Raw genomic sequence first — 21326 nt, 5'->3', positions numbered from 1 at the left:
TTTTCGAATGTCCCCTTTTTGGCCGCCAGTGTGAGTACGAGGCCGCGCCAGGAAGCTGACTTACGCAGCGTGTGGCCGGCCGGCCAAGGTCAGCTTGCGGCGACCCTAGGGAAAACCCGGTACCGGCCAGGAGCAGCCGTTCCGAAATGTCTGCTCTCCCTACGCCGATGCGTGAGGCAGATTGGGTCGCTCACCTAGAGATTTGCGAGATTGCTATTATTGGGCAACTACGAGGAAACCACATGACGGAAGCGTCTGCGACGGGGTCAAGAACGTCTCCCATCTCGCTCTTTAAGCTCACTGGCCTGTTCGGCTATAAGACTGTCGAACTCCGATTTGCGTCACCGGTGAAGATCGTCTCCGCAGAGAACGGAACCGGCAAAACGACGCTTTTGAACGCCTTGTACTGGACGCTGACGGGTCAGTTCTTTCGCCTCAATAGCATCAACTTCGCTGAGCTGCACCTGAACTTCTCAAACGGAAAAGTCGTCCAGCTCGCGAAGCCCGAGCTTTCCGATCTGAACTTCAAAGAGGTCGATGCAAGTTCGCTGACATTCTTCCGACGGTTTGGCTTAACACGAGCCGATCTAACTACTATGGCGCAACTCTTTCTATCAGAAGGAGATTCGCCGCAACTGCGCGACTTCCCGCCGTACAAGAAGATGTATGAGGATTCACCGTACGACCACGACGACATCCAAGAGAGACTCCAAAGCCTGATCGAGAGGCACGTCAATCAGGAAAAGTTCAGCGAGTTGAAGCGCGCCATAGATGACGGCCTGGACGGAACCAAGGTTCTGTACTTGCCGACCTATCGAAGGATTGAGGCCAACCTCCTGATGCAAAACCAGGTCAAAGAGGGCGCTACGGACCAACTGATCTACTTTGGTCTATCAGACGTTGAAAGGACGTTGAAGACGCTTACTGAGTCAATTCGCAAGACGACACTTGAAAGCTACCTCCGAATCAGCGGGAGGTTTCTTGATAACCTAGTCGAGAACAGTACGGGCCAGACAAGAATTGACCAAGGTCCGTCCGAGTTGGATCAAGAAGCGATGAAGACTGTTCTTGCTCGCATTGGCAAGAACAGCGAAGACCTCACTGTTAAGCGAATAGACGAGTTGATTGAGAGTGGCGAGATTGGCAGATCAAATCACTATCACCTGCACTACTTCCTTGCTCAGCTAACAAACATAAGCCGACTTCAAGCGAGCGAAGAGGGAGACATCGAGAGTTTCATTCGTGTGGTGAATCAGTACTGGAAGGCTGCTCAAAGCGACAAGAAGTTCGTGTACGACAAATATACCGTTGATGTGTATGTTAACAACACGATTACCGAGACGAAGATTCCTCTTCACGTACTCTCGTCAGGCGAAAAGCAGATTATTTCTGTATTCGCTCGGCTCTACTTCAGCAAAGCAACGGAGTATTTTGTAATTATTGACGAGCCAGAGCTTTCTCTTTCAATCGAATGGCAGCGCCTCTTTTTGCCCGACATTGTCGCGACACCAAAATGCCGCGGCCTATTGGCAATCACGCACTCACCATTTGTCTTTGAAAACAACCTGGACAGATGCGCGGCGTCACTCGTCACATCAACGTGGAGAGGGTAATGGATAGAGTGGCGAGCATGCGGAGGGCCAGGGAAGGCGCTCACACTTATCTGCTTCTGTATCTCAATCTTCGGTCCCGCGTGGGACCAAGCCGACTGATCTTTGCCCTCGAGGGGCGCGAAGACATTCCGATTTACGACATATGGCTTGCGCGTGAATTGGGTGAAGAAATAGCCGAGCCGCTTGATGTAAAGGGTAAGGGGAATGTACTTGAGCTGTCACGACTGATCTCGCTATCGGAGTCGGCAGAAAAAGACAAGGTCATGCTCTGCGTTGATCACGACTTTGACGGTACGCGAGGTTCCAGCATACCGGCAAACACTTACGTAACGAGCGCGTACTCCATCGAAAATTTGCTGGTTTCCGAGGCGTGTATTGACCGCCTGTTAATCCGGGCTTTCAATGCCGCCGGCGCCGAGCAAGAAGTGCGTAGATCAATCGTCGAGAGATTTGCCCGATTGCTAGGGGAGTTTAATGGCGCGATGCTTCACCCGAACGCTCACGCTCGATTTGCTAGGCTGTCGAAGATCGAATGTCCGGGATTTCCGGACCGGATAGAGCCAATCATTGACGTGACGCTTGATGCTGTCAGGGCCAAGGTTGATACAACCAACACTCAAGAGTGTGTGCAGTACCTTAGGCTCTCGGCTTCTCCGCTCCCGTCGGTGCTGCATGAGCACGTGGAGTTTCTTAGACAATCGAATCTGACAAGCACAGGGCGCGGGAAGTTCCTGCTGGATTTTGTACGGAAGTTCTTGGCTCAAGTCTTTGAAGATAGGCGTGCTGTCAATCCGCGGCTATTCAAAGAATCGAATAAGTCATTGCCCGACCCCTGTCACAACCTTCTGGTCAATCTCGCGAATGCCTCCCCTACTGCGTCCTGCTTCCGAAAGTTCGTTCAAGAGCAGGTGACCCGCTGGCGCGCAGATGGACTTGCTGCTCCAGGAACACTGTAGCGATTGCACGCGTCTGCCAAGCGTCTCCCGGGAACCGATGCTCAACGCTTCAATTGGTGGTAGGAAACTGATCGGCGGGCCTGGCGCTGCGCTGCTGCCGTCCTTGACCGTTTCTAGCTCCAGCGTTCCTCGGCGGCTTTGGGGGCTACCAGAACCGGAGCGCCGAATGGCCGCAACGGGTCGGGACTTGGCGGCCGCTGCCTGTGGGAGCCGACGCCGGCGGGGCAACCACCATGCGCCAGAGGTTCGCCCCGTGCGTCGTCGGCGATGTACGACAGCTTCCGGTGTACAGCGGCCGGAGACCTGGGCGGACAACGAATGGCAGGTTCCGGCGGCCGCTGCCGCCCAATCGCTAAACCCGACCGGCAGCACCCAGTCTGAAGCGGCCGCGGCTGCTGAGCGCCGCAGGAAGGGTCCTCATCAAGACTTGCAGCCAGCAGGGCACAAGGGTGCTGTCGGCGCGTGCGCCGCGTCCCGGACGCACACCACTCCGCAGGCCATCACGCCCCCGCATTCGGCCCCGGCCCACCCGCCTCCCCATCCCAATACTCCAGCGCCGCACTCGGCCGCGTGATGTGGTCCAGCCCCTCCGAAAACGCCGCGATCTTGTTCGAATCCGGGTACTCGCAAATCTCCACCGGCCGCTGCGTGCTGATCGACAGATACGCCAGTTCCTCGTCCGAGTCATTGATGATCTGATGCGCCGTCTCCGGCCCGCCGGTCGGGCAGCAGATCACGTCCCCGGCGCGAATCGCACGCGTCTCCCCACCGTAGCGCAGCAACCCGCGCCCGCGCACGATGAAGAACATCTCCTCCTCGGCGCGGTGGCTGTGGAACGGGCACGACGCCTTCCCGGGCGGCACGACGTCGTACGAGCACCCGAGGTCGACGGCGCCGAGCAGCGGGCCGATGCGTACCGCATGGCTCTCGTAGCGTTCGCCGCGCGTCTTGTGCGCGAGCGTCAGCTCGGCCAGGTTGCGCACTCTCGAATCGATCACTCCCATGGTCTGTCCTTTCAGGGCTGTGGATCGGCGTGAGCGTATCCGCATTGGCACGCAGTCGTGCGCATGCTTGAATTCGCGCACGACGCCCATCTTCCACCTGCCACATGAATGCCGTCTCCGTCCGCCAAGCGGTCCTCTCCGACCTCGAAGACCTGGTGCCGCTCTTCGACCAGTACCGCCGGTTCCAAGGCCAGCCGAGCGATCCCGCCGCCGCGCGGGCTTTCCTCAGTGAGCGCTTCGATCATGGCGAGTCGGTCGTCTTCATTGCCCATGACGGAACGATCCCGGTCGGATTCGCGCAGCTCTACCCGAGCTTCTCCTCCGTCTCGCTGTCCCGGGTCTTCGTGCTGAACGATCTCTTCGTCCACGAGTCCGGCCGGCGCAAGGGTGTCGCGTCCCGGCTGCTCGGGGCCATCGAGGCTTACGCGCTCGCCGTCGGCGCAACGCGCCTGTCGCTGAACGTCGCCCGAAACAATGGCTCCGCGCAGGAGCTGTACGTGTCGCAAGGGTGGAAGCCGGACGAGCAGTTCTATGCGTATCACCGCTTCCCACGTTAGAGGTCTCCGGCCGCCTGGCCGCCGCCTTGCCTCATCCTGGACACCCGACAATCGGCGCGCGGTCGCAAACGAGCGACGCGTCCGCCGGCGGCGCGTCAGCGGCAGCCGGCGCTGCCGCAGTGCGTCAGCACGGTGTCCGGCAGCGCGCCGGACACCGTGCCGGACACGGGGTCGAATCCTGTCTCGGCCATGTGCGAGGCCAGCCCCGCGTCCATCGTCTGCGCGTGCATGAAGAACCACCGCCCCAGCTCGGGCACGACCGTCCCGAGCGGAACGGGGTGTCCCTCTCGCGCGAGGCGAAGCACGTCCCGCATGGTCTGCAGCACCATCGCGTGCTGCCGGCTGTGGCAGTTGTCGGGCGAGAAGCCCGTCGCCTGCATCCAGCGGTCTTCGTGTCCGAAGTGCTCCACCGTGTGCTCCAGCAGCCGCTCGAAGGCGGCGTGCCCTGCATCGCCATCGGCCTCCTGCAAGGCCCGGCTCACGTCCGCGAGCAGCTCCACGAACTCCTGGTGCGTGCGGTCCATCTGCGGCTGGTTCACGCGCAAGGCTTCGGTCCAGACCAGTGCGCTCATCGAGGCTCCATGGATGACGGAAGCCGGGCAGGCTAGCGGAGCTGCCGCGTGCCGTCTTTGCGGTGGCTCAAGGGCCTTGTGGTTCCGCACAGGAGCTCTGCAGGTCGCGAGGCTCGATGCCGGACGAGCAGTTCGCGCGTATCACCGCTTTCCACATTAGGGGTGTCCGACCGCCGGCGTTGCACACTTCACACCCCGCGGCTGGCATTGTCCGCAAGCGCTGCCTAGCATGAAGCATCGCCCCCCGGCAGTTTCGAAGGCGGCACACCATGCTGGCACGCGTTCATACCCGCCAAGGTTGCGTGACCTGCCCGATCGGCGGTGATCCACCGGCAGCCCTGACGATCGTGGCCACGGTGGGCCACAAGTCGATGAACCGGGCCGAGGACGTGCGCGCAGTGCAGTCCGGCCTGAACCACGTGCCTGCGCCGATGGGCGGCCCGGCCAAGGCGTTGGCGGTGGACGGCGATTGCGGTGCGAAGACGGTCGCCGCGATCGAGGCCTTCCAGCTGAAGCACTTCGGCTGGAAGGACGGCGTGGTGACGCCCAGTGGCCCGACGCTGATCAAGCTGTCGGCGCTGCTCAGCGCCTTCGGGCCCCAGGCGGTGAGCGAGCCCGACCCGTCCCGCGCGCAAACGCTGCGCAAGCGCGTGCAGCGCGCGCACCAGCAGATGCCGGTGCTGCGCCAGGTGGCGATGGATGCCATCGCCACCGCCACCGCGGCCGTCACCTTCGTCGACAACGGCTTCCTGGCGCACATCGACGAGCTCGGCCCGCGCAATGCCTTTCGGGTGGCCGACCGCTACTTCGCGTTCGGGTCGCAGGCCGCCGTGGTCACGCGTGCGGAGTTGCAGTTCGTGCTGAAGATGTGCCGTCGCGTCGCCAGCGCCATCGCCGTGCGGCTCGGCGAGATCCACGGCACGCCGATGGGGCTGCCGCTGTTCGCGGCCGACACCACCGATGCCAAGTTCTACGCCTACACGCCGCGGCGCAGCGCACCGACCACCACCGCGATGGGGGCCAGCAGCATCTACCTGTGCGACCTGATCGACGACGAGGCGCCCGAGCGCTACCTGCGCATCCTGTGCCACGAGATGTTCCACTTCGTCGACGACGAGACCACCGAGCATGAGATCGTCGACCATGGCCCCGTCGGCGGCGCGCTGGACCTCACGCACGCGCAGCGCATGCACAACGCCGACAACTACGCGCTGTTCGCGATGCATGCGCACACCGGGCGCGCGCCGCCGACGTTCTAGCGGCGCCGCGCCCTCACCCGCAAAGTGGAACCACTCGTCGAGCGGCACGCACTGTTTGCTGCCGCACAGACTGGCCGCAGCGAGGGTTGCAGGCTCGTCGCCTCATCCGCAAGGCTCAGCATCGCCCGCCGGCAGCAAGGGCCGAGGAATTCATCGAGGTGCGGCACCCGCGCCTCCCAACCCGAAGGAGTGAGCGCCATGGCCAAGAACAAGTCCGAATCCGGTGTCTACCGTGTCACGGAGATCATCGGCACCAGCCCCACTTCGTGGGAGGACGCGGCCAAGAATGCCGTGGAGACCGCGGCCAAGTCCTTGCGTGACCTGCGTGTCGCCGAGATCTGCAAGCTGGACATGAAGGTCGACGACGGCAAGGTCGTGGCCTACCGGGCGCGGGTGTCCTTGTCGTTCAAGTACCAAGCCTGACCCGGCGTCACCACTTGTTGCGCAGCTCGCGCAGCTTGACGAAGACGGTCTTCGGATCGGGATGCTCGGGCAGGTCGGGAAAGACCTCGCGCAGGTGGGCGATGACGCTCGGGCTGGTCAGGCGCAGGAAGGTGTTGAACTGCTTCTCCTGGCCCAGCGTGGTCACCGGCGCCGCGGCCGCGTTCTGCACGCTCACTTCTGGCAATAGCGAGCGCGCGGCGGCGTTGTCGGGCTCGCGCGCGAGCGTGAACTTCAGGTTGTTCTCGATGTAGTCGTGGCCCGGGTACACCTGCGTGTCCTCGGGCAGCCGGGCCAGCTGTTCGGCGAAGGTGGTGTACAGCTCCTCGACGTTGCCGCCGTTGTGGCAGTTGCCGGCGCCGGCGTTGAACAAGGTGTCGCCCGAGAACAGCGCCGGTTTGTCGCCATGCGCGCGCAGGCAGATGTGGCACATCGTGTGGCCCGGCGTGTCCAGGCACTCCAGCTCGACGGTGCGGCCGACCTTGATCACGTCGCCCGCCTTGACGCCGCGGTCGACGCCGGCGATGCGTGTGCCCGCCAGATGGTGCGCGATCACCTTGGCACCAGTGGCCGCCACCACCGCGGCATTGCCGCCGGTGTGGTCGAGGTGCTCGTGGGTGTTGAGGATCTGCGTGATCTGCCAGCCGCGCACGCGCGCGGCGTTCAGGCACTTCTCGTGGTCCAGCGGGTCGATCGCCAGCGCTTCGCCGCTCTCGGGGCAGGCGATCAGGTAGTTGTAGTTGCGGTAGGCGTTGTCGGTCCAGATGCGTTCGACGAGCATGGCGGGCGGCTCTCTTCAGGGGGTGTAGACCTGCCGGAGCGTATCCGGATCCGCATGCACGTTGGTGACGTGGCCTTGGCCATCGAAGTGCACGCTGAAGGCGCCGCTGGAGGCGCGGTACTTCCACGGTGTGGACTGCAGTATCGGGGTCTCGTTGGCGACCGGGTAGCCGATGGCGTACAGCACCTGCGTGCGCGTCATCCCGCGCGTGACGTGGGCCGACTCGATGGCCTTGCGCACCTTGGCCGACGCGCCGGTGTAGGCCGCCTGTTTGCGCGGGTCCTTCTGCACCAGGTAGCGGCGGCCGAACTCTTCCATCGACAGCGTGCGGCTGTAGTCGTTGCCGATCTCCAGGCGCTTGCCCTCGATGTCCACCTGCAGGCGGTAGCGGCCCCAGCCGGCGTGCCGCATCGGCGTGCCGAAGGGAATCATCGTCTTGTTCGGATCCTGGTAGTTCGCGTCGGAGATCCAGGCGCCGTCGCTGCGCATGTTGCAGCACAGAAAGCCTTCGCCGAGATCGACGTTCTCCTGGGCCTGCACGGCCGGCGCGAAGGCGAGGGCGGCAGCGACGATGGTGGCGGCGAACAGCGGGGCGGCGGTCTTCATGGCGGCGACTCGGGCAAAGCGGCAACGCGTCGCATTGTGCAGAAGTGCAGGCCGCGGCGGACGAGAAATCGGGCGCGTTTCGGTTGGGGAATTGAGGTCGCGGGCTTTGGTCATGACCAAAGCCATGCCGTCACGGCTTAGGGGGTGCCGCCGCGCCGGTGCGGCCACGTAGGTGGGGGCGCGTGCGGCATCCGCCCCACGCCATCAAACAGGAACCCACCATGCCCATCGACGCCATCATCACCCTCGACACGCTGACCTGCTCGAAAGAGAGCGACGGCACCGGCCATTCCGAGCCCTACCTGTGGCCCGTGCTGCTGCGCGTGGACGACGAGACGCTCGCCACGCCCCAGCTGCTGAGCTCGCTGCACGGACCCGACCTGCTGGCGCGTGCCGTCGTCAAGCAGGACATGAAGCGCGGCGACTCCGCACCCGTGCCGCAGGGCCAGCGCAGTTTCACCTTCCGCTTCTCCGACAACCTCAGCATGCACAACGTGATCCTGGTCGTCGCGCTGCTCGAGCACGACGAGACGCCCGAGCGCGCGGTCAAGCAGGGCTACATCGCCTTCCGCAACGAGGTGCCGAAGGCCGTCGGCACGCTGGACCGGCTGCTGCGGCTGCAGAGCAACGATGCCACCGTCGTGAACGGCGCCATCGCCGAAGTGAAAACGCAGGTCGGCGATGCGGTGCGCGCGGCGATCAAGAACAACCTGACCGCCAGCGAAAAGCTGCGCGTGCTGCTCGGCACGCTGAACCTCGACGACGAGATCGCGGTGTCCCATGTGCGCTTCGCCCAGCTGACGACCGATGCCGGCGCCGTGCTCGACCAGGCCTTCTCGACGCTGCTGGTGCGCAAGACCGGCAGCAGCAATTCCACCGTCACCGACCTCTACAACCTGCGCGGCCGCTTCCAGACGCGCCGCGTCGTGCGCGACCGTTGCCAGGCCCGGGTCGACGCGGTGAAGGCCGCGCAGGAACAGGTCGACGCGTTTGAGCGCGAGATCGACGAGCTGCGCGAGCAGTTCCAGGGCGCCGAGCTGAACGCGCTGATCGCGAAGATCCGCGAAGAAGACCTGGACCCGGCGCTGGCCGCGCTGGACGCGGCACGTGCCGCGCTGGCCAGGTGCCGCGCCGGCGGCGTGGTGGTCGGCGGCACCGAAGGCGTGGTGACGGCGTGAAGGCGGGGCGCGCGATGACACCGACGCTTCGTCTGTTCGCCGCGCTCGCCTTGCTGGCGGGCACCGCGGCGCGCGCGCTGCCGCCGGTGCCGCCGGACGGGCCAACGGGTCCGCCGGTGTGCACCGACGCCGCGACGATCAAGCTCAGCAGCTCGGCGAGCGAGGTGACGTTCCCGAATGCGCGCACGCTGACGTGGTCGCTGTCGGCGCCCGTCGGCTGCAAGGGCCTGAGCCTGGAACTGGACAGCGCCGCGGTGCCGGCCATCGGCTCGCGCACCGATCGGCCGCCGCGCACCGAGCAACACGCACTGCGGCTGATGTGGACCGGCCTCGGCCAGCGCGCGCTGCTGCGCACGGTGCGCGTGACCGTCGTGGTGCGCTATCCGACACGCATGAGCATCGACGCCGGCACCGCGCGGCCGGTGCAGGCGCTGGTCGGCGCGCTGGATCCGAGCAACCTGAACCCGATGCAGGTGATCGAGCTGTGCAACGTCGACCTCGACCTGACCGGCCATGCCAACCTGATGCTCACCGACAACCGCAGCCTGGTCGCCGCGCCGGGCTGCGAGCGCGGTGCGCGATCACTCGGGCCGCGCATCTTCGTCACCGACAAGCGCGGGCCGGGCAGGTCGCTGTTCCTGATCCGCTCGGACAAGGTGAAGATCGCCGGCTTCCGACTCGAAGGGCCGACCGCGGGCATCGGCGACGACGACGACAACAACGTCGAGAGCGCGATCCGCATCTGGCCCTTCGGCACCGTCATGCCGACGCCGATCACCAGCATCGTGGTCTCCAACATGGAGATCTCGAAGTGGAGCGGGATCGGCGTCGAGGTGGGTGACGCCGGCGACGGGGCATTGCCCGGGCGCTTCAGCAACCAGACCGTCGGCGCGGTGCGCATCAGCGGCAACTACTTCCACCACAACCGGCACCGCGGCAAGGAGGGTTACGGGGTGCTGGTGACGGGCGGTGGTTACGCGCTGATCGAGCGCAACGTGTTCGAGGAGAACCGCCATGCGATCGCCGGCGGCAGCTGGGACGGCCGCGGCGACTTCTCGGGCTACACCGCGCGCGAGAACCTGGTGCTGCCCGGCGGCGGCCTGCACTGCGGGTTCGCCGGCATCTGCTGGCAGACGCACCAGATCGACATGCATGGCGACCGCGGCCACTTCGACAGCGACTGGTGCTGCGGCCGCGCCGGCGAGACGCTGATGATCGAGCGCAACACGCTGCTCTACACCGGCGGCTACCGCACGGTCGTCGTCAACGGCCAGCCGACGCAGGTGTGGAGCGACGGCCTGGCAATCAAGGTACGCGGCAATCCGATCGACAAGGCGGTGGTCGCCGGCAACGTGTTCCGGCACGGCAGCCGCGACGACGCGATCGCGCAGAACGGCGCACTGGGCATCATCGGCGACAACATCTCGAACCCGATCGATGTGCGGCCCGACAACGTCTTCGGCGCCGACCCGATGGCCACCCTCGGCCAATGCGATTTCGCCGGCGACGGCCGCCAGGACAGCTTCATGGCCAGCGGCGTCACCTGGTGGGCCCGCTCGCCGGTGACGCAGCAATGGCGCTTCCTGAATGCGCAGCCGCAGAAGCTGGCGCAGCTGATGTTCGCCGACGTCAATGGGGATGGGCGCTGCGATGTGGTGCTCAAACCCCAGGCGCCGGCGACGCAGCCGGGGTTCTATTCGAGCGGGGGGATGGGGGCGTGGACGATGATCGGTGCCAACGCGCCGTGAATCGCCTTTGAGAGCCATGCGCCCAAGGCGTATAGTTGCATCATGCTCACCGTCGTAGAGACGCTCCTGTTCCAGCGCCAGTGGCCGCTGTACTGGACGGAGGAAGAAAGAGGTTCCTTCGCGGCGTACATAGCCGAGCATCCATCCGCCGGTGATGTCGTGCCGGAGTCCGGCGGCATCCGCAAAGTGCGTTGGGGTCGAGCCGGATTAGGCAAGTCCGGCGGTGTGCGTGTCATCTACTTCACGCGCACCGCCGAAGGTGAAGTTGTTCTGCTGACGCTCTACGCCAAGGCCAAGACGGACAACCTCACCGGGCCCAAGTTGAAGGAGATTCGCCGTGCCCTCGAAGAGTAAGCCCCTCAGCAAGGCAGAGCTCGCTGCCTACGAAGCCCAGCGGGATCTTGCTTCCGAGCTCTTGCAGGCCGTGCGCGAAATGAAGGCAGGTCAGGTGCAGGTCGTCACGTCGCCCGTCATCGAAGCGCGCAAGAAGACCGGACTGTCGCAGTCCCAGTTTGCAGCCTTGCTCGGCGTATCCGTACGCACGCTACAGGGCTGGGAACAGGGGCGCAAGCAGCCGAGTGGCGCGGCGCGCACGTTGCTGGCCATCGCGAACACCAATCCCAAGGCGCTCTTGGCGGTGGCGGGCAAGTGATGCCTGCTTAACGCGAGAAGGCTGGCGCCACGGCCCCGCCGCGTGTGCCCCGATCCCAGGGTGCTCCCACCGCCGGTCTCCCCAATATCCGTTACGCTAGCCCCGTCCGCCCGCACCACCTTGCGTCCGGACAGGCTCGGCGCACCCGCCTCACCCGGCGGGTGCCGCCGACATCCACGGCGATTCAGCCCCGACACGATCGGGCTTGGGAGCGATGCATGGACCAGCAGCAGCCGCCAGCGACGCCTTTGCAGCTGCACGTCCCGGAGCCCACCGGGCGCCCGGGCGTTGCCACCGATTTCTCGTTCCTCCACGTGTCGCCCGCCGGCGAGGTGCGCCGGCCGCCGGTGGACACGCCGCACTCCGAGACGCAGGACCTGGCCTACGCGCTGATCCGCGTGCTCGACGAGCAGGGCCGCGCGGTCGGACCCTGGGTGCCCGATCTGGATGCGGTGCAGCTGCGCCGCGGCCTGCGCGCGATGATGAAGACGCGCATCTTCGATGCCCGCATGCTGATCGCGCAGCGCCAGAAGAAGCTGTCGTTCTACATGCAGTGCCTGGGCGAAGAGGCGATCGCGGTGGCGCATTCGCTGGCGCTGAAAGCCGGCGACATGTGCTTTCCGACCTACCGCCAGCAGGGGCTGCTGCTGGCGCGCGACGACGTGTCGATGGTCGAGATGATGTGCCAGCTGATGAGCAACGAGCGTGACCCGCTGAAGGGCCGCCAGCTGCCGGTGATGTACTCGTACAAGCGAGCAGGCTTCTTCACGATTTCGGGCAACCTGGCGACCCAGTTCATCCAGTCGGTGGGCTGGGCGATGGCCTCGGCGATCAAGGGCGACACTAAGATCGCTTCCGGCTGGATCGGCGACGGCTCCACGGCGGAGAGCGACTTCCACACCGCGCTGACCTTCGCCCACGTCTACCGCGCCCCGGTGATCCTGAACGTCGTCAACAACCAATGGGCGATCTCGACCTTCCAGGCCATCGCCGGCGGTGAATCGACCACCTTCGCCGCGAAAGGCGTCGGCTGCGGCATCGCCAGCCTGCGCGTCGACGGCAACGATTTCCTCGCGGTGTATGCGGCTTCCGTGTGGGCGGCCGAGCGCGCGCGCCGCAACCTCGGGCCGACCTTGATCGAATGGGTCACCTACCGCGCCGGCCCGCACTCCACGTCCGACGACCCGTCGAAATACCGCCCCGCCGACGACTGGCAGCGCTTCCCGCTCGGTGATCCGATCGAGCGGCTGAAGGTGCACCTGATCGGCCTGGGCGAATGGTCGCCCGCGCAGCACGAGCAGGCGCGCAAGGAGCTCGAAGCCGAGGTCGCCGCGGCGCAGAAGGAGGCCGAGTCCCACGGCTCGCTGCTCGACGGCCACATTCCGAGCGCCGCGTCGATGTTCGAGGATGTCTATCGCGACATGCCGTGGCATCTGCGCGAGCAGCGTCAGCAACTGGGGGTGTGACGATGTTGACCCGCACCGAACAAGCCAAGCTGGCCCTTGCCGAGGCCGGTCCGACGCAGCCGATGACGATGATCCAGGCGCTGCGCTCGGCGCTGGACGTGACGATGGCGCGCGATGACAACGTCGTCGTCTTCGGCGAGGACGTCGGCTACTTCGGCGGCGTCTTCCGCGTCACCGAAGGGCTGCAGCAGAAGTACGGCAAGTCGCGTTGCTTCGACGCGCCGATCAACGAAGGCGGCATCGTCGGCGCGGCGATCGGCATGGGCGCCTACGGCCTGCGGCCGATCGTCGAGATCCAGTTCGCCGACTACTTCTATCCGGCGGCCGACCAGATCATCTCGGAAGCGGCGCGGCTGCGCTTCCGCTCGGCGGGCGACTTCACCGCGCCGATCACCATCCGCATGCCCTGCGGCGGGGGCATCTACGGCGGCCAGACGCACAGCCAGAGCCCGGAGGCGATCTTCACGCATGTGTGCGGGCTGCGCACCGTGATGCCGAGCAATCCGATCGATGCCAAGGGGCTGCTGATCTCGGCGATCGAGTGCGACGACCCTGTCATCTTTCTCGAGCCGAAGCGGCTGTACAACGGGCCCTTCGACGGTCACCACGACCGGCCGGTGGTGCCGTGGTCCAAACACGAGCTGTGCAACGTGCCCGAGGGCCACTACACGACGCCGCTCGAATCGGCGGCGGTCTTTCGCAGCGGCGCCGCGCTGACGGTGCTGACCTACGGCACGATGGTCTGGGTCTCGGCCTGCGCCGCGGCCGAGACCGGCATCGATGCCGAGATCATCGATCTACGCTCACTTTGGCCGTTGGACATTCAGACCATCGAGGCCTCGGTGAAGAAGACCGGCCGCTGCGTCGTCGTGCACGAGGCCACGCGCACATGCGGCTTCGGCGCCGAGCTCGCTTCGATGGTGCAGGAGCGCTGCTTCTACCACCTGGAGGCGCCGATCGAGCGCGTGACGGGCTGGGACACGCCGTATCCGCATGCGCAGGAGTGGGCGTATTTTCCGGGGCCTGAGCGCGTGGGTGCCGCGTTCAAGCGTGCGGTGGAGGCTTGAGACCATGGGCATTCATGTCGTGAAGATGCCGGACATCGGCGAGGGCATTGCCGAGGTCGAGCTGGTGGCGTGGAACGTCAAGCCGGGTGACGAGGTCCAGGAAGACCAGGTGCTCGCCGACGTGATGACCGACAAGGCCACGGTCGAGATTCCGTCGCCGGTGGCGGGCCAGGTGGTCTCGCTGGGCGGCGAAGTGGGGCAGTCGCTGGCGGTGGGGTCGGAGCTGATCCGCATCGAGGTGGTTGGTGCGGGCAATCTCAAAGCGGGCGCTTCGCCACGCCCCGCCGCAGCCGCGCCAACGCCCGCACCTGCACCGGCGCCGCGCGAAGCGGACCGCGAGCCGGAGCCGGTCGCCGCGCCGGTCGCCGCGCCGGTCGCCACCGCGAGCCGCTTCTCCTCGCCGACAGCACCGACAGCGCCGACCCGCGCCCCCGGCGAAAAGCCGATCGCATCACCCGCGGTGCGCAACCGCGCCTGGGAGCTCGGCATCGAGCTGCAGTTCGTTCACGGCAGCGGCCCGGCCGGCCGCATCACGCACCAGGACTTGGACGTCTACCTCGCATCGCGCGGCCAGCCGATGGCCGCGCGCGGCACGGGCAGCGGATATGCCGAGCGCCACGACGAGGAAGCGGTGCCGATGATCGGCCTGCGCAAGCGCATCGCGCAGAAGATGCAGGAGGCCAAGCGCCGCATCCCGCATTTCAGCTACGTCGAGGAGATCGACGTCACCGAGCTCGAAGCGCTGCGCGCGCAGCTGAACCAGCGCTACGCCGCCGAGCGCGGCAAGCTCACGCTGCTGCCGCTGCTGGCGCGTGCAGTGGTCATCGCGCTGCGCGACTTCCCGCGGCTCAACGCGCGCTTCGACGACGAGGCCGGCGTGGTCACGCAATACGGCGCGGTCCACCTGGGCGTCGCCGCGCAGACCGATGCCGGTTTGATGGTGCCGGTGCTGCGCCACGCCGAAGCGCGCGACCCCTGGGGCATCGGCGCCGAGATCACGCGGCTGGCCGACGCCGCGCGCAAGGGCTCGGCCACGCGCGAGGAGCTGAGCGGTTCGACGATCACGATCTCCAGCCTCGGCCCGCTCGGCGGCATCGTCAGCACGCCGGTGATCAACCACCCCGAGGTCGCGATCATCGGCGTCAACCGCATCGTCGAGCGGCCGGTGCTGCGCGGCGGCGCGATCGTCGCGCGGCAGACAATGAACCTGTCGTCGTCGTTCGACCACCGCGTCATCGACGGCATGGACGCCGCGCGTTTCATCCAGGCGGTGCGCGCGCTGCTCGAATCGCCTGCCTTGCTGTTTGTCGAGTGAGGCTGGGTGCGCTGCGTATCATCGATGGAACGTGTGGAGAGCCGACATGCCGGATGTTGTTGCCGAACTTGCCGAGCGGGGGCGCAGTCTCGATCCCGAGGATCGCGCTCGCCTGGTGGAACTGCTGCTGGAGTCGCTTCACGAGCCGCCGCTGGCAGAAATCGAGGCGGCTTGGGAAGTCGAGATCAGACGGCGGGTGGAAGCTCACGATCGCGGTGAGCTGGAGACCCACGCGGCCGAGGATGTTTTCGCCGAGGCGCGCAAGATCGCGCCGTGAAGAAGGCTCGATTCACGTCGCTCGCGCGCGCCGAACTTCTGGCCGACACGGCGTACTACGAGGCACTTCGAAAGGGGCTCGGTGCTCGGTTCCGCGAGCAGGTCGAAATGGCCGCCTCGCGAGCGGCCGCCTTTCCGAAGTCGGGACGGATCGTGACGGGCGAGGTTCGGCGGCGACCGTCAACGATTTCCCCTACTCGATCGTGTACGTGGAGGCCGAGTACGGCATCCTCATTCATGCCGTCGCACACGAGCGCCGGATGCCGGAGTACTGGCTCACGCGTTTGAAGAAGTGACCATCTCATGCGCACGCAACACACCACGCTGCTGGTGATCGGTGGCGGCCCCGGCGGTTACGTCGCCGCGATCCGCGCCGGGCAGCTCGGCATTCCGACGGTGCTGGTCGAGGGCGAAAAGCTCGGCGGCACGTGCCTGAACATCGGCTGCATTCCGTCGAAGGCATTGATCCATGCGGCTGACGAGTTCGAGAAAGCGCGGCATTGGGCCAACAGCTCGCCGCTCGGGATTCACGTGCAGCAGCCGGGCATCGACGTCGCGCAGACGGTGCGCTGGAAGGATGGCATCGTCTCGCGGCTCACGGGCGGCGTCGACGTGCTGCTGAAGAAGGCCGGCGTGCAGGTCGTGCGTGGCTGGGCCACGCTGCGCGACGGCAAGACGGCCGACGTGCAGCCCGCCGGCGCTGAAGCCGTGCGCCTGCAATGCGAGCACCTGCTGCTGGCCACCGGCTCCGAACCGGTCGAGCTGCCGGCGATGCCGTTCGGCGGCGCGGTGATCTCGTCGACTGAGGCCCTGTCACCGGCTGCATTGCCCAAGCGGCTGGTCGTCGTCGGCGCCGGCTACATCGGGCTGGAGCTCGGTATCGCCTACCGCAAGCTCGGCGTCGATGTCGCGGTGGTCGAGGCCACCGAGCGCGTGCTGCCGAGCTACGACGAGGAGCTGACGCGCCCGGTGCTGGCCACCTTGAAGCGCCTGGGCGTCGTGCTGCACCTGGGCTGCAGCGTCGAGGGGCTGACTGCCGACGGCAACGCGGTGCGCGTGCGCAGCACCCGCGCCGATGACTTCGTGCTGCCGGCCGAGCGCGTGCTGGTGGCGGTCGGGCGCCGGCCGCGCGCACAAGGCTTCGGCCTCGAATCGCTGCAGCTCGAAGTGAGCGGCCGCGCGATCAAGGTCGACGAGCAGTGCCGCACCTCCATGCGCAACGTCTGGGCGATCGGCGACCTGACCGGCGAGCCGATGCTGGCGCACCGCGCGATGGCGCAGGGCGGGCTGGTCGCCGAGGTGATCGCCGGCCACAAGCGCCGTTTCGCGCCGGCGGCGATTCCGGCGGTGTGCTTCACGGATCCGGAGGTGGTCGTCGTCGGCCTCGATCCGGCCGAGGCCGAGCGGCGTGGTGTCGATTGCATCAGCGCGCAATTCCCGTTCGCCGCCAATGGCCGCGCGATGAGCCTCGAATCGACAGGAGGCTTCGTGCGCGTCGTCGCCCGCCGCGACAACCACCTGATCGTCGGCTGGCAGGCGGTCGGCCGCGCGGTGTCGGAGCTCGCCGCGGCGTTCTCGCAGTCGATCGAGATGGGCGCGCGGCTGGAGGACGTCGGCGGCACGATCCACGCGCATCCGACGTTAGGAGAGGCGGTGCAGGAAGCGGCATTGCGGGCGTTGGGGCGGGCGCTGCACGTCTGATCGCTCCTTGGTCAATCCCCCTCGACCTAGGGGGATGAAACACTTTCGTTACTTCAATACCATCCGCGCGGCCATGAGGGACCCGGGACGATGGCGACAAGCCACGCCGGGTAAACGGGAGGATGTATGCACGCAGCTGGTGTGCCCGCGGGAATCGTGCCGCGCGGCTTGGCCCTGATCCGGGTTCTTGGTTCTTGGCTTGCGCGAGGACTGGCAAGACTGCTCGGACAGGCGGGGCCACTGGCGTGCTGTTGGGCGATCCTGCTCGCAAGCTTCGCTCCGCACTCCCTCGCTGCCAACCACAGCGCATGGGTCCTGACCCACAGCCAGCTGTATCAGATCGATGCCGTCACAAGATCGCTGGTGCGCACGATCCCGGTAACGGGCACGGCCATCGCGGCCGACATCCACGGCGGCGTGTGGCTCACGACTTCCACCGCCGTCAAGCGCATCGATGGTAGTGGTGCCATGCAGATCGACCTGCCGATGGCGCTGCCGCACATGATGCACCACGTTTCGCTGGCGACCGATCCCAGTGACGGCAGCGTCTGGCTCAGCTACATCGCGACGTCGCCCGAAGGTGGCCCGTACAACAACAGGCTCGTGCACGTCGGCACCTCCGGTGCGGTGTTGAGCTCGACAACGTTCTCGATTCCATCCAGCAGCCGCGCCTATCTGGCAGTCGGCTTCGACGGTGCCGTCTTCGCGCTGTCGGACAGGACGCTGGTTCGCTTCACCGCACAGGGTGTGGAATCGGCCCGAACAACACTCAGCCTGCGAAATGGCGTCGCTATCGACGCCTCCGAAGCGCCGGTGTTGGATGCGCTCGGATCAGCCTTGTGGTATCGACCCAGCCCGGGCAGCGCTTCGAGCGGTTGTGGCACCGTCGCGACGCTTGCGCGTATCAACCTGAACGACCTAGCACAAGCTCCCACCGAACTCGGCCATTGCAACGCGATGCCCATGGTCGACACGCCCACGGGCGAGGTCTGGACTGTCAGGCCGGGGAAGAATCTGTCTCGGTTGAGCGCTTCGGGGGCAGTGCTCAGCAGCGTGACCTTCGCAGCCCAGTATGAGTCCCGCGTTGTCGCCCGGGATGCCCGAAGCGGCGAAATCTGGATGCTCACGCGCTCTGGTGGCGTGTACGTCCTGGCCACGAACGGTGTCGTCCTGGCCCAGATTGCGGGACCGAACGTGGGGGCCATTTCGTTGCCGCCATTTCAATTCGTGCCGACCCTGGATCTGTTGGCGCCACCGGCGCAGACGACGACGAACACCACGCCGACCTTCACCCTCGGCTACGGCACGCACTGCTTCGGCGTTCCGTGCGCGCTGCCCGCCGATCGCCTGGGCAACTTTCAGCTCACCGCCGTGCTGGACGGCGTCTCCATCGCCAACGGCTTCACCTACGACGCCGCCACTCGCCAGGCCAACCACGTGCCTTCGGCGGCGATGGCCGAGGGTGTGCATCAGTTCAACGCCAAGATCACGGATCGCTTCGGTCGGGAATCGAACGGCGTGGCCAGCAGCATCACGATCGACAGGCTACCGCCGTCGGTCCAGGGCTTGTCGCCGCCGAACAATGCGCGATTCAATCAGCCGAGCATCACGGTTAGCGGACAAATCGGCGAGCCCGGTGCGGTGACCTTGGGTGCGGTAACGCAGCAGGGCCCGACGTTCAACTTCGGTGTCGGCTTGACGCCCGGCGCGAACCAGTTGTCGCTCACAGCCACCGACGCAGCAGGCAACAGCGGGCAGACGCCGCTGACCTATCACTACCTGACGGTCGCCATCAGTTCCCCCACCGACGGCGCCACGGTGTCGACGCCCAGCGTTTCGGTGACCGGCATATTCGCAGGCCCCGCCGACACCGCCATCACGGTGAACGATGCTGCAGCCAACATCAGCGGCAGTAACTTCAGCGCCAATGTGCCCCTGGCGGTCGGGCCCAACACGGTGACCGTCAAGGTCACGTCGGCAGGCGTCACGGCCAGTCGCGCCATCATCGTCACGCGCTCCAGCTCCGGTGGCGGTGGCTCCCTCAATCCGACACCGAACGATCCGACGACGACGACGATCATGGGTCGATCGACGGAGTTCCTCTACAAGGGCGCGAACCCGATCCAGATCGGCGTGCTCCCGCAGACGATCGAGCCAAAGCGTGCTGCCGTCGTGCGTGGGAAGGTGACGGACGCGACGGGCAACCCGCTCGAAGGGGTGAAGGTCCAGATCCACAAGAACGCCACGTATGGCCACACGTTCACGCGCGCTGATGGCGTGTTCGACATGGCTGTCAATGGTGGCGGCCCTTTGCGCGTGAGCTACGTGAAGCCTGGCTTCATCGGCGTGCATCGCAATGTGCACGTGCGCTGGCAGGACTATGCGGTCGTTGATGACGTGGTGCTTACGGCGCTCGATCCTCTCGTCACGACGGTCAGTCTGGACGGTGCCCAGCCGATGCAGGCCGCTCGCGGCAGCGTCTCGACGGATGAAGACGGAACCAGAAGGGCGACGGTGCTCTTTCCGCAAGGCACGACCGCCGCGATGGTCCTGGCCAACGGCACGCAGCAGCCGTTGACGACGCTCGGCGTGCGAGCCACGGAATTCACCGTGGGATCGAAGGGTCCCGCTGCGATGCCGGCGCCATTGGATCCCACCACAGCCTATACGTACGCTGCAGAGTTCTCGGTCGACGAGGCCATCGCTGCCGGCGCCACCGAAGTGAGGTTCAGCAAGGCGGTCCCGATCTACGTCGAGAACTTCATCGGATTCCCCGTCGGGGGTGTCGTGCCCCTTGGCTACTACAACCGCGAGCTCGGCGTCTGGGTTCCGATGCCCAATGGCCGGATCGTCAAGGTCATGTCCGTAGGTGGGGGATCCGCTGCACTCGACATCGACGGCGACGGTGCTGCCGACAGCGGCGAGTCGCTTTCACAACTCGGGATCACGGCAGAGGAGCTTTCGCACCTGTCCAGCCTGTACGCACCGGGACAGAGCCTGTGGCGGGTAACGACAACCCATTTCACACCGCTCGACATGAACTGGGCGCCCCCGCCCCCGGGGCCACCTCCTTCACCCCCGCCGGCAAGCCGCCCGCCGGGGTGCTCGGGCACGGCGCCCGGCTCGATCATCGAATGCCACAATCAGGTGCTGCGCGAGGAGGTTCCGATCGCCGGGACATCGCTGGCATTGGCTTACAGCAGCAGGGACACCAGGACGTCGATCGGCGCACTCAGGACGGTCACGGTGCCGGTGGTCGGCTCTCCAAATCCCTTGGTGGTCGAGGTGCTGCTCGAAGCGCACATCGCCGGACGAAGGTTCTCGTGGAAGTTCCCGGCCTCGATCAACTCGACCCAGGACATTCAGTGGGATGGCCTGGATGCGTATGGCCGGGTCGTGTCCGGCGCCGCCGAGATGACGATCCGGATCGGATACGTCTACAAGTCCGGCTACACGATACCTGCTGATGTCCCGATGAGCTTTGGCAGACCCGGTGGCGGGCAGATGGACGTCGACGTGACCCGGACCAAGGTCACGAACTGGACGGTGCGCAGGTTCCCGCTGGAACTGGGGCGTCCGGACCAGCGAATGGGCGGCTGGACCCTTTCCGATCATCACCACTACGACCCGATCTCGCGCACGCTGCTGCTGGGGAACGGCGAGCAACGATCCGGAGATCCGGCACACCGGGTTGGCGGCGGGGGCGCTGTATTGACACGCGTTCTGCCACTGCCTGGTGAGGGGCCGATTCAGGAGAGGGCCACCGGAACGATCGCGGTGACTCCGAACGGTGCCATATACGCCGCACATCCGTATGGACACTGGCCGGTTGGGCCGGGCGTGCCTGACTTCCTAAGGTCCGGACTCATCACTGAGTACGGATTTGCAGTGAGGTCACTGTCGCCTAACAGCCGTAACCCTGATGGCTATGCGACTTCCATGACAGTGGATGCGTCGGGGTTCGTGCTGTTCAACGGATTTGGCCCTATCGGTGGTTCTGGCGAAGCCATTAGGCTCTTCGTCGTTTCGTGTGGAACGGGCAACCGGCGTTCAGTGAGCGTACGCGCCTGAAGTACGCGGCATAGCCGCGGCGAACGGGGAGACCGGCAGATGCGTCAGCTTGCCCAGCCGCAG

Annotated in this window: 19 protein-coding genes; 15 read left to right on the top strand and 4 right to left on the bottom strand. The window is 65.8% G+C overall.

What is annotated here, in order from left to right:
* The first annotated feature begins 146 nt into the window (after nucleotides 1-146).
* Together HLB44_RS31105 and HLB44_RS31100 are read left to right on the top strand one after the other, a co-directional pair.
* Nucleotides 147-1613 carry an AAA family ATPase gene (locus HLB44_RS31105; protein ID WP_343051666.1) on the top strand — a complete coding sequence of 489 codons (1467 nt, stop codon included), beginning with the start codon at nucleotides 147-149 and terminating at the stop codon, nucleotides 1611-1613.
* A gap of 80 nt (nucleotides 1614-1693) precedes the next feature.
* Nucleotides 1694-2569: a DUF4435 domain-containing protein gene (locus tag HLB44_RS31100; protein ID WP_173132646.1), complete on the top strand. Its 876-nt coding sequence runs from the start codon at nucleotides 1694-1696 to the stop codon at nucleotides 2567-2569.
* Nucleotides 2570-3069: 500 nt separating this feature from the next.
* Here HLB44_RS31100 and HLB44_RS31095 read toward each other — a convergent pair whose 3' ends face one another.
* A complete protein-coding gene (locus HLB44_RS31095; protein WP_173132643.1) occupies nucleotides 3070-3573 on the bottom strand; it encodes a cupin domain-containing protein in 504 nt (167 codons plus the stop codon).
* Between the two features lie 104 nt (nucleotides 3574-3677).
* On the opposite strand from HLB44_RS31095, the gene HLB44_RS31090 reads away from it, so the two are divergent.
* Nucleotides 3678-4130, top strand: coding sequence for a GNAT family N-acetyltransferase (locus HLB44_RS31090; RefSeq protein ID WP_173132639.1), 453 nt, complete (start codon nucleotides 3678-3680; stop codon nucleotides 4128-4130).
* 95 nt (nucleotides 4131-4225) lie between these two features.
* Here HLB44_RS31090 and HLB44_RS31085 read toward each other — a convergent pair whose 3' ends face one another.
* Nucleotides 4226-4702 carry a bacteriohemerythrin gene (locus tag HLB44_RS31085; RefSeq protein ID WP_173132636.1) on the bottom strand — a complete coding sequence of 159 codons (477 nt, stop codon included), beginning with the start codon at nucleotides 4700-4702 and terminating at the stop codon, nucleotides 4226-4228.
* 269 nt (nucleotides 4703-4971) lie between these two features.
* Here HLB44_RS31085 and HLB44_RS31080 point away from each other — a divergent pair, with 269 nt between their 5' ends.
* Both HLB44_RS31080 and HLB44_RS31075 read left to right on the top strand, forming a co-directional pair.
* Nucleotides 4972-5961 carry a peptidoglycan-binding protein gene (locus tag HLB44_RS31080; protein ID WP_173132633.1) on the top strand — a complete coding sequence of 330 codons (990 nt, stop codon included), beginning with the start codon at nucleotides 4972-4974 and terminating at the stop codon, nucleotides 5959-5961.
* Between the two features lie 198 nt (nucleotides 5962-6159).
* Nucleotides 6160-6384 (top strand): dodecin family protein, encoded by a 225-nt coding sequence (locus HLB44_RS31075; protein ID WP_173132630.1) that lies wholly within the window; start codon nucleotides 6160-6162, stop codon nucleotides 6382-6384.
* A 7-nt stretch (nucleotides 6385-6391) separates the two neighbouring features.
* Here the strand turns inward: HLB44_RS31075 and HLB44_RS31070 are convergent, their stop codons facing one another.
* Together HLB44_RS31070 and HLB44_RS31065 are read right to left on the bottom strand one after the other, a co-directional pair.
* Nucleotides 6392-7183, bottom strand: a complete 792-nt coding sequence (locus HLB44_RS31070) for a hydroxyacylglutathione hydrolase (protein ID WP_173132629.1) — start codon at nucleotides 7181-7183, stop codon at nucleotides 6392-6394.
* A 15-nt stretch (nucleotides 7184-7198) separates the two neighbouring features.
* Nucleotides 7199-7789: a hypothetical protein gene (locus tag HLB44_RS31065; protein ID WP_173132626.1), complete on the bottom strand. Its 591-nt coding sequence runs from the start codon at nucleotides 7787-7789 to the stop codon at nucleotides 7199-7201.
* 221 nt (nucleotides 7790-8010) lie between these two features.
* On the opposite strand from HLB44_RS31065, the gene HLB44_RS31060 reads away from it, so the two are divergent.
* The 10 genes from HLB44_RS31060 to HLB44_RS31015 all read left to right on the top strand — a co-directional run bounded on the left by HLB44_RS31060 (nucleotide 8011) and on the right by HLB44_RS31015 (nucleotide 21263).
* The gene (locus tag HLB44_RS31060; protein WP_173132623.1) at nucleotides 8011-8967 is read left to right on the top strand and encodes a hypothetical protein; all 957 of its coding nucleotides are present in this window, start codon (nucleotides 8011-8013) and stop codon (nucleotides 8965-8967) included.
* Nucleotides 8968-8981: 14 nt separating this feature from the next.
* A complete protein-coding gene (locus tag HLB44_RS31055) occupies nucleotides 8982-10715 on the top strand; it encodes a right-handed parallel beta-helix repeat-containing protein (protein ID WP_173132620.1) in 1734 nt (577 codons plus the stop codon).
* 42 nt (nucleotides 10716-10757) lie between these two features.
* A complete protein-coding gene (locus HLB44_RS31050) occupies nucleotides 10758-11069 on the top strand; it encodes a type II toxin-antitoxin system RelE/ParE family toxin (RefSeq protein ID WP_173132618.1) in 312 nt (103 codons plus the stop codon).
* A complete protein-coding gene (locus HLB44_RS31045; protein WP_173132614.1) occupies nucleotides 11053-11367 on the top strand; it encodes a helix-turn-helix domain-containing protein in 315 nt (104 codons plus the stop codon). Before HLB44_RS31050 ends, HLB44_RS31045 begins: the two co-directional genes overlap by 17 nt.
* A gap of 218 nt (nucleotides 11368-11585) precedes the next feature.
* Nucleotides 11586-12833 (top strand): 3-methyl-2-oxobutanoate dehydrogenase (2-methylpropanoyl-transferring) subunit alpha, encoded by a 1248-nt coding sequence (locus tag HLB44_RS31040; protein WP_173132611.1) that lies wholly within the window; start codon nucleotides 11586-11588, stop codon nucleotides 12831-12833.
* Nucleotides 12834-12835: 2 nt separating this feature from the next.
* Nucleotides 12836-13900 (top strand): alpha-ketoacid dehydrogenase subunit beta, encoded by a 1065-nt coding sequence (locus HLB44_RS31035; protein ID WP_217283873.1) that lies wholly within the window; start codon nucleotides 12836-12838, stop codon nucleotides 13898-13900.
* Nucleotides 13901-13904: 4 nt separating this feature from the next.
* The gene (locus HLB44_RS31030; RefSeq protein WP_173132608.1) at nucleotides 13905-15215 is read left to right on the top strand and encodes a dihydrolipoamide acetyltransferase family protein; all 1311 of its coding nucleotides are present in this window, start codon (nucleotides 13905-13907) and stop codon (nucleotides 15213-15215) included.
* 46 nt (nucleotides 15216-15261) lie between these two features.
* Entirely contained in the window at nucleotides 15262-15492 is a 231-nt protein-coding gene (locus HLB44_RS31025; protein ID WP_173132605.1) for an addiction module protein, read from the top strand.
* Nucleotides 15493-15794: 302 nt separating this feature from the next.
* Nucleotides 15795-17192, top strand: coding sequence for a dihydrolipoyl dehydrogenase (gene lpdA / locus HLB44_RS31020; RefSeq protein WP_173132602.1), 1398 nt, complete (start codon nucleotides 15795-15797; stop codon nucleotides 17190-17192).
* A gap of 363 nt (nucleotides 17193-17555) precedes the next feature.
* Nucleotides 17556-21263 carry a carboxypeptidase regulatory-like domain-containing protein gene (locus HLB44_RS31015; protein ID WP_173132599.1) on the top strand — a complete coding sequence of 1236 codons (3708 nt, stop codon included), beginning with the start codon at nucleotides 17556-17558 and terminating at the stop codon, nucleotides 21261-21263.
* Nucleotides 21264-21326 lie beyond the last annotated feature (63 nt).

The organism is Pseudaquabacterium terrae (assembly GCF_013266755.1).
Classification (GTDB): Bacteria; Pseudomonadota; Gammaproteobacteria; order Burkholderiales; family Burkholderiaceae_C; genus Pseudaquabacterium; species Pseudaquabacterium terrae.
This window is presented reverse-complemented; position numbering and strand designations above follow the sequence as displayed.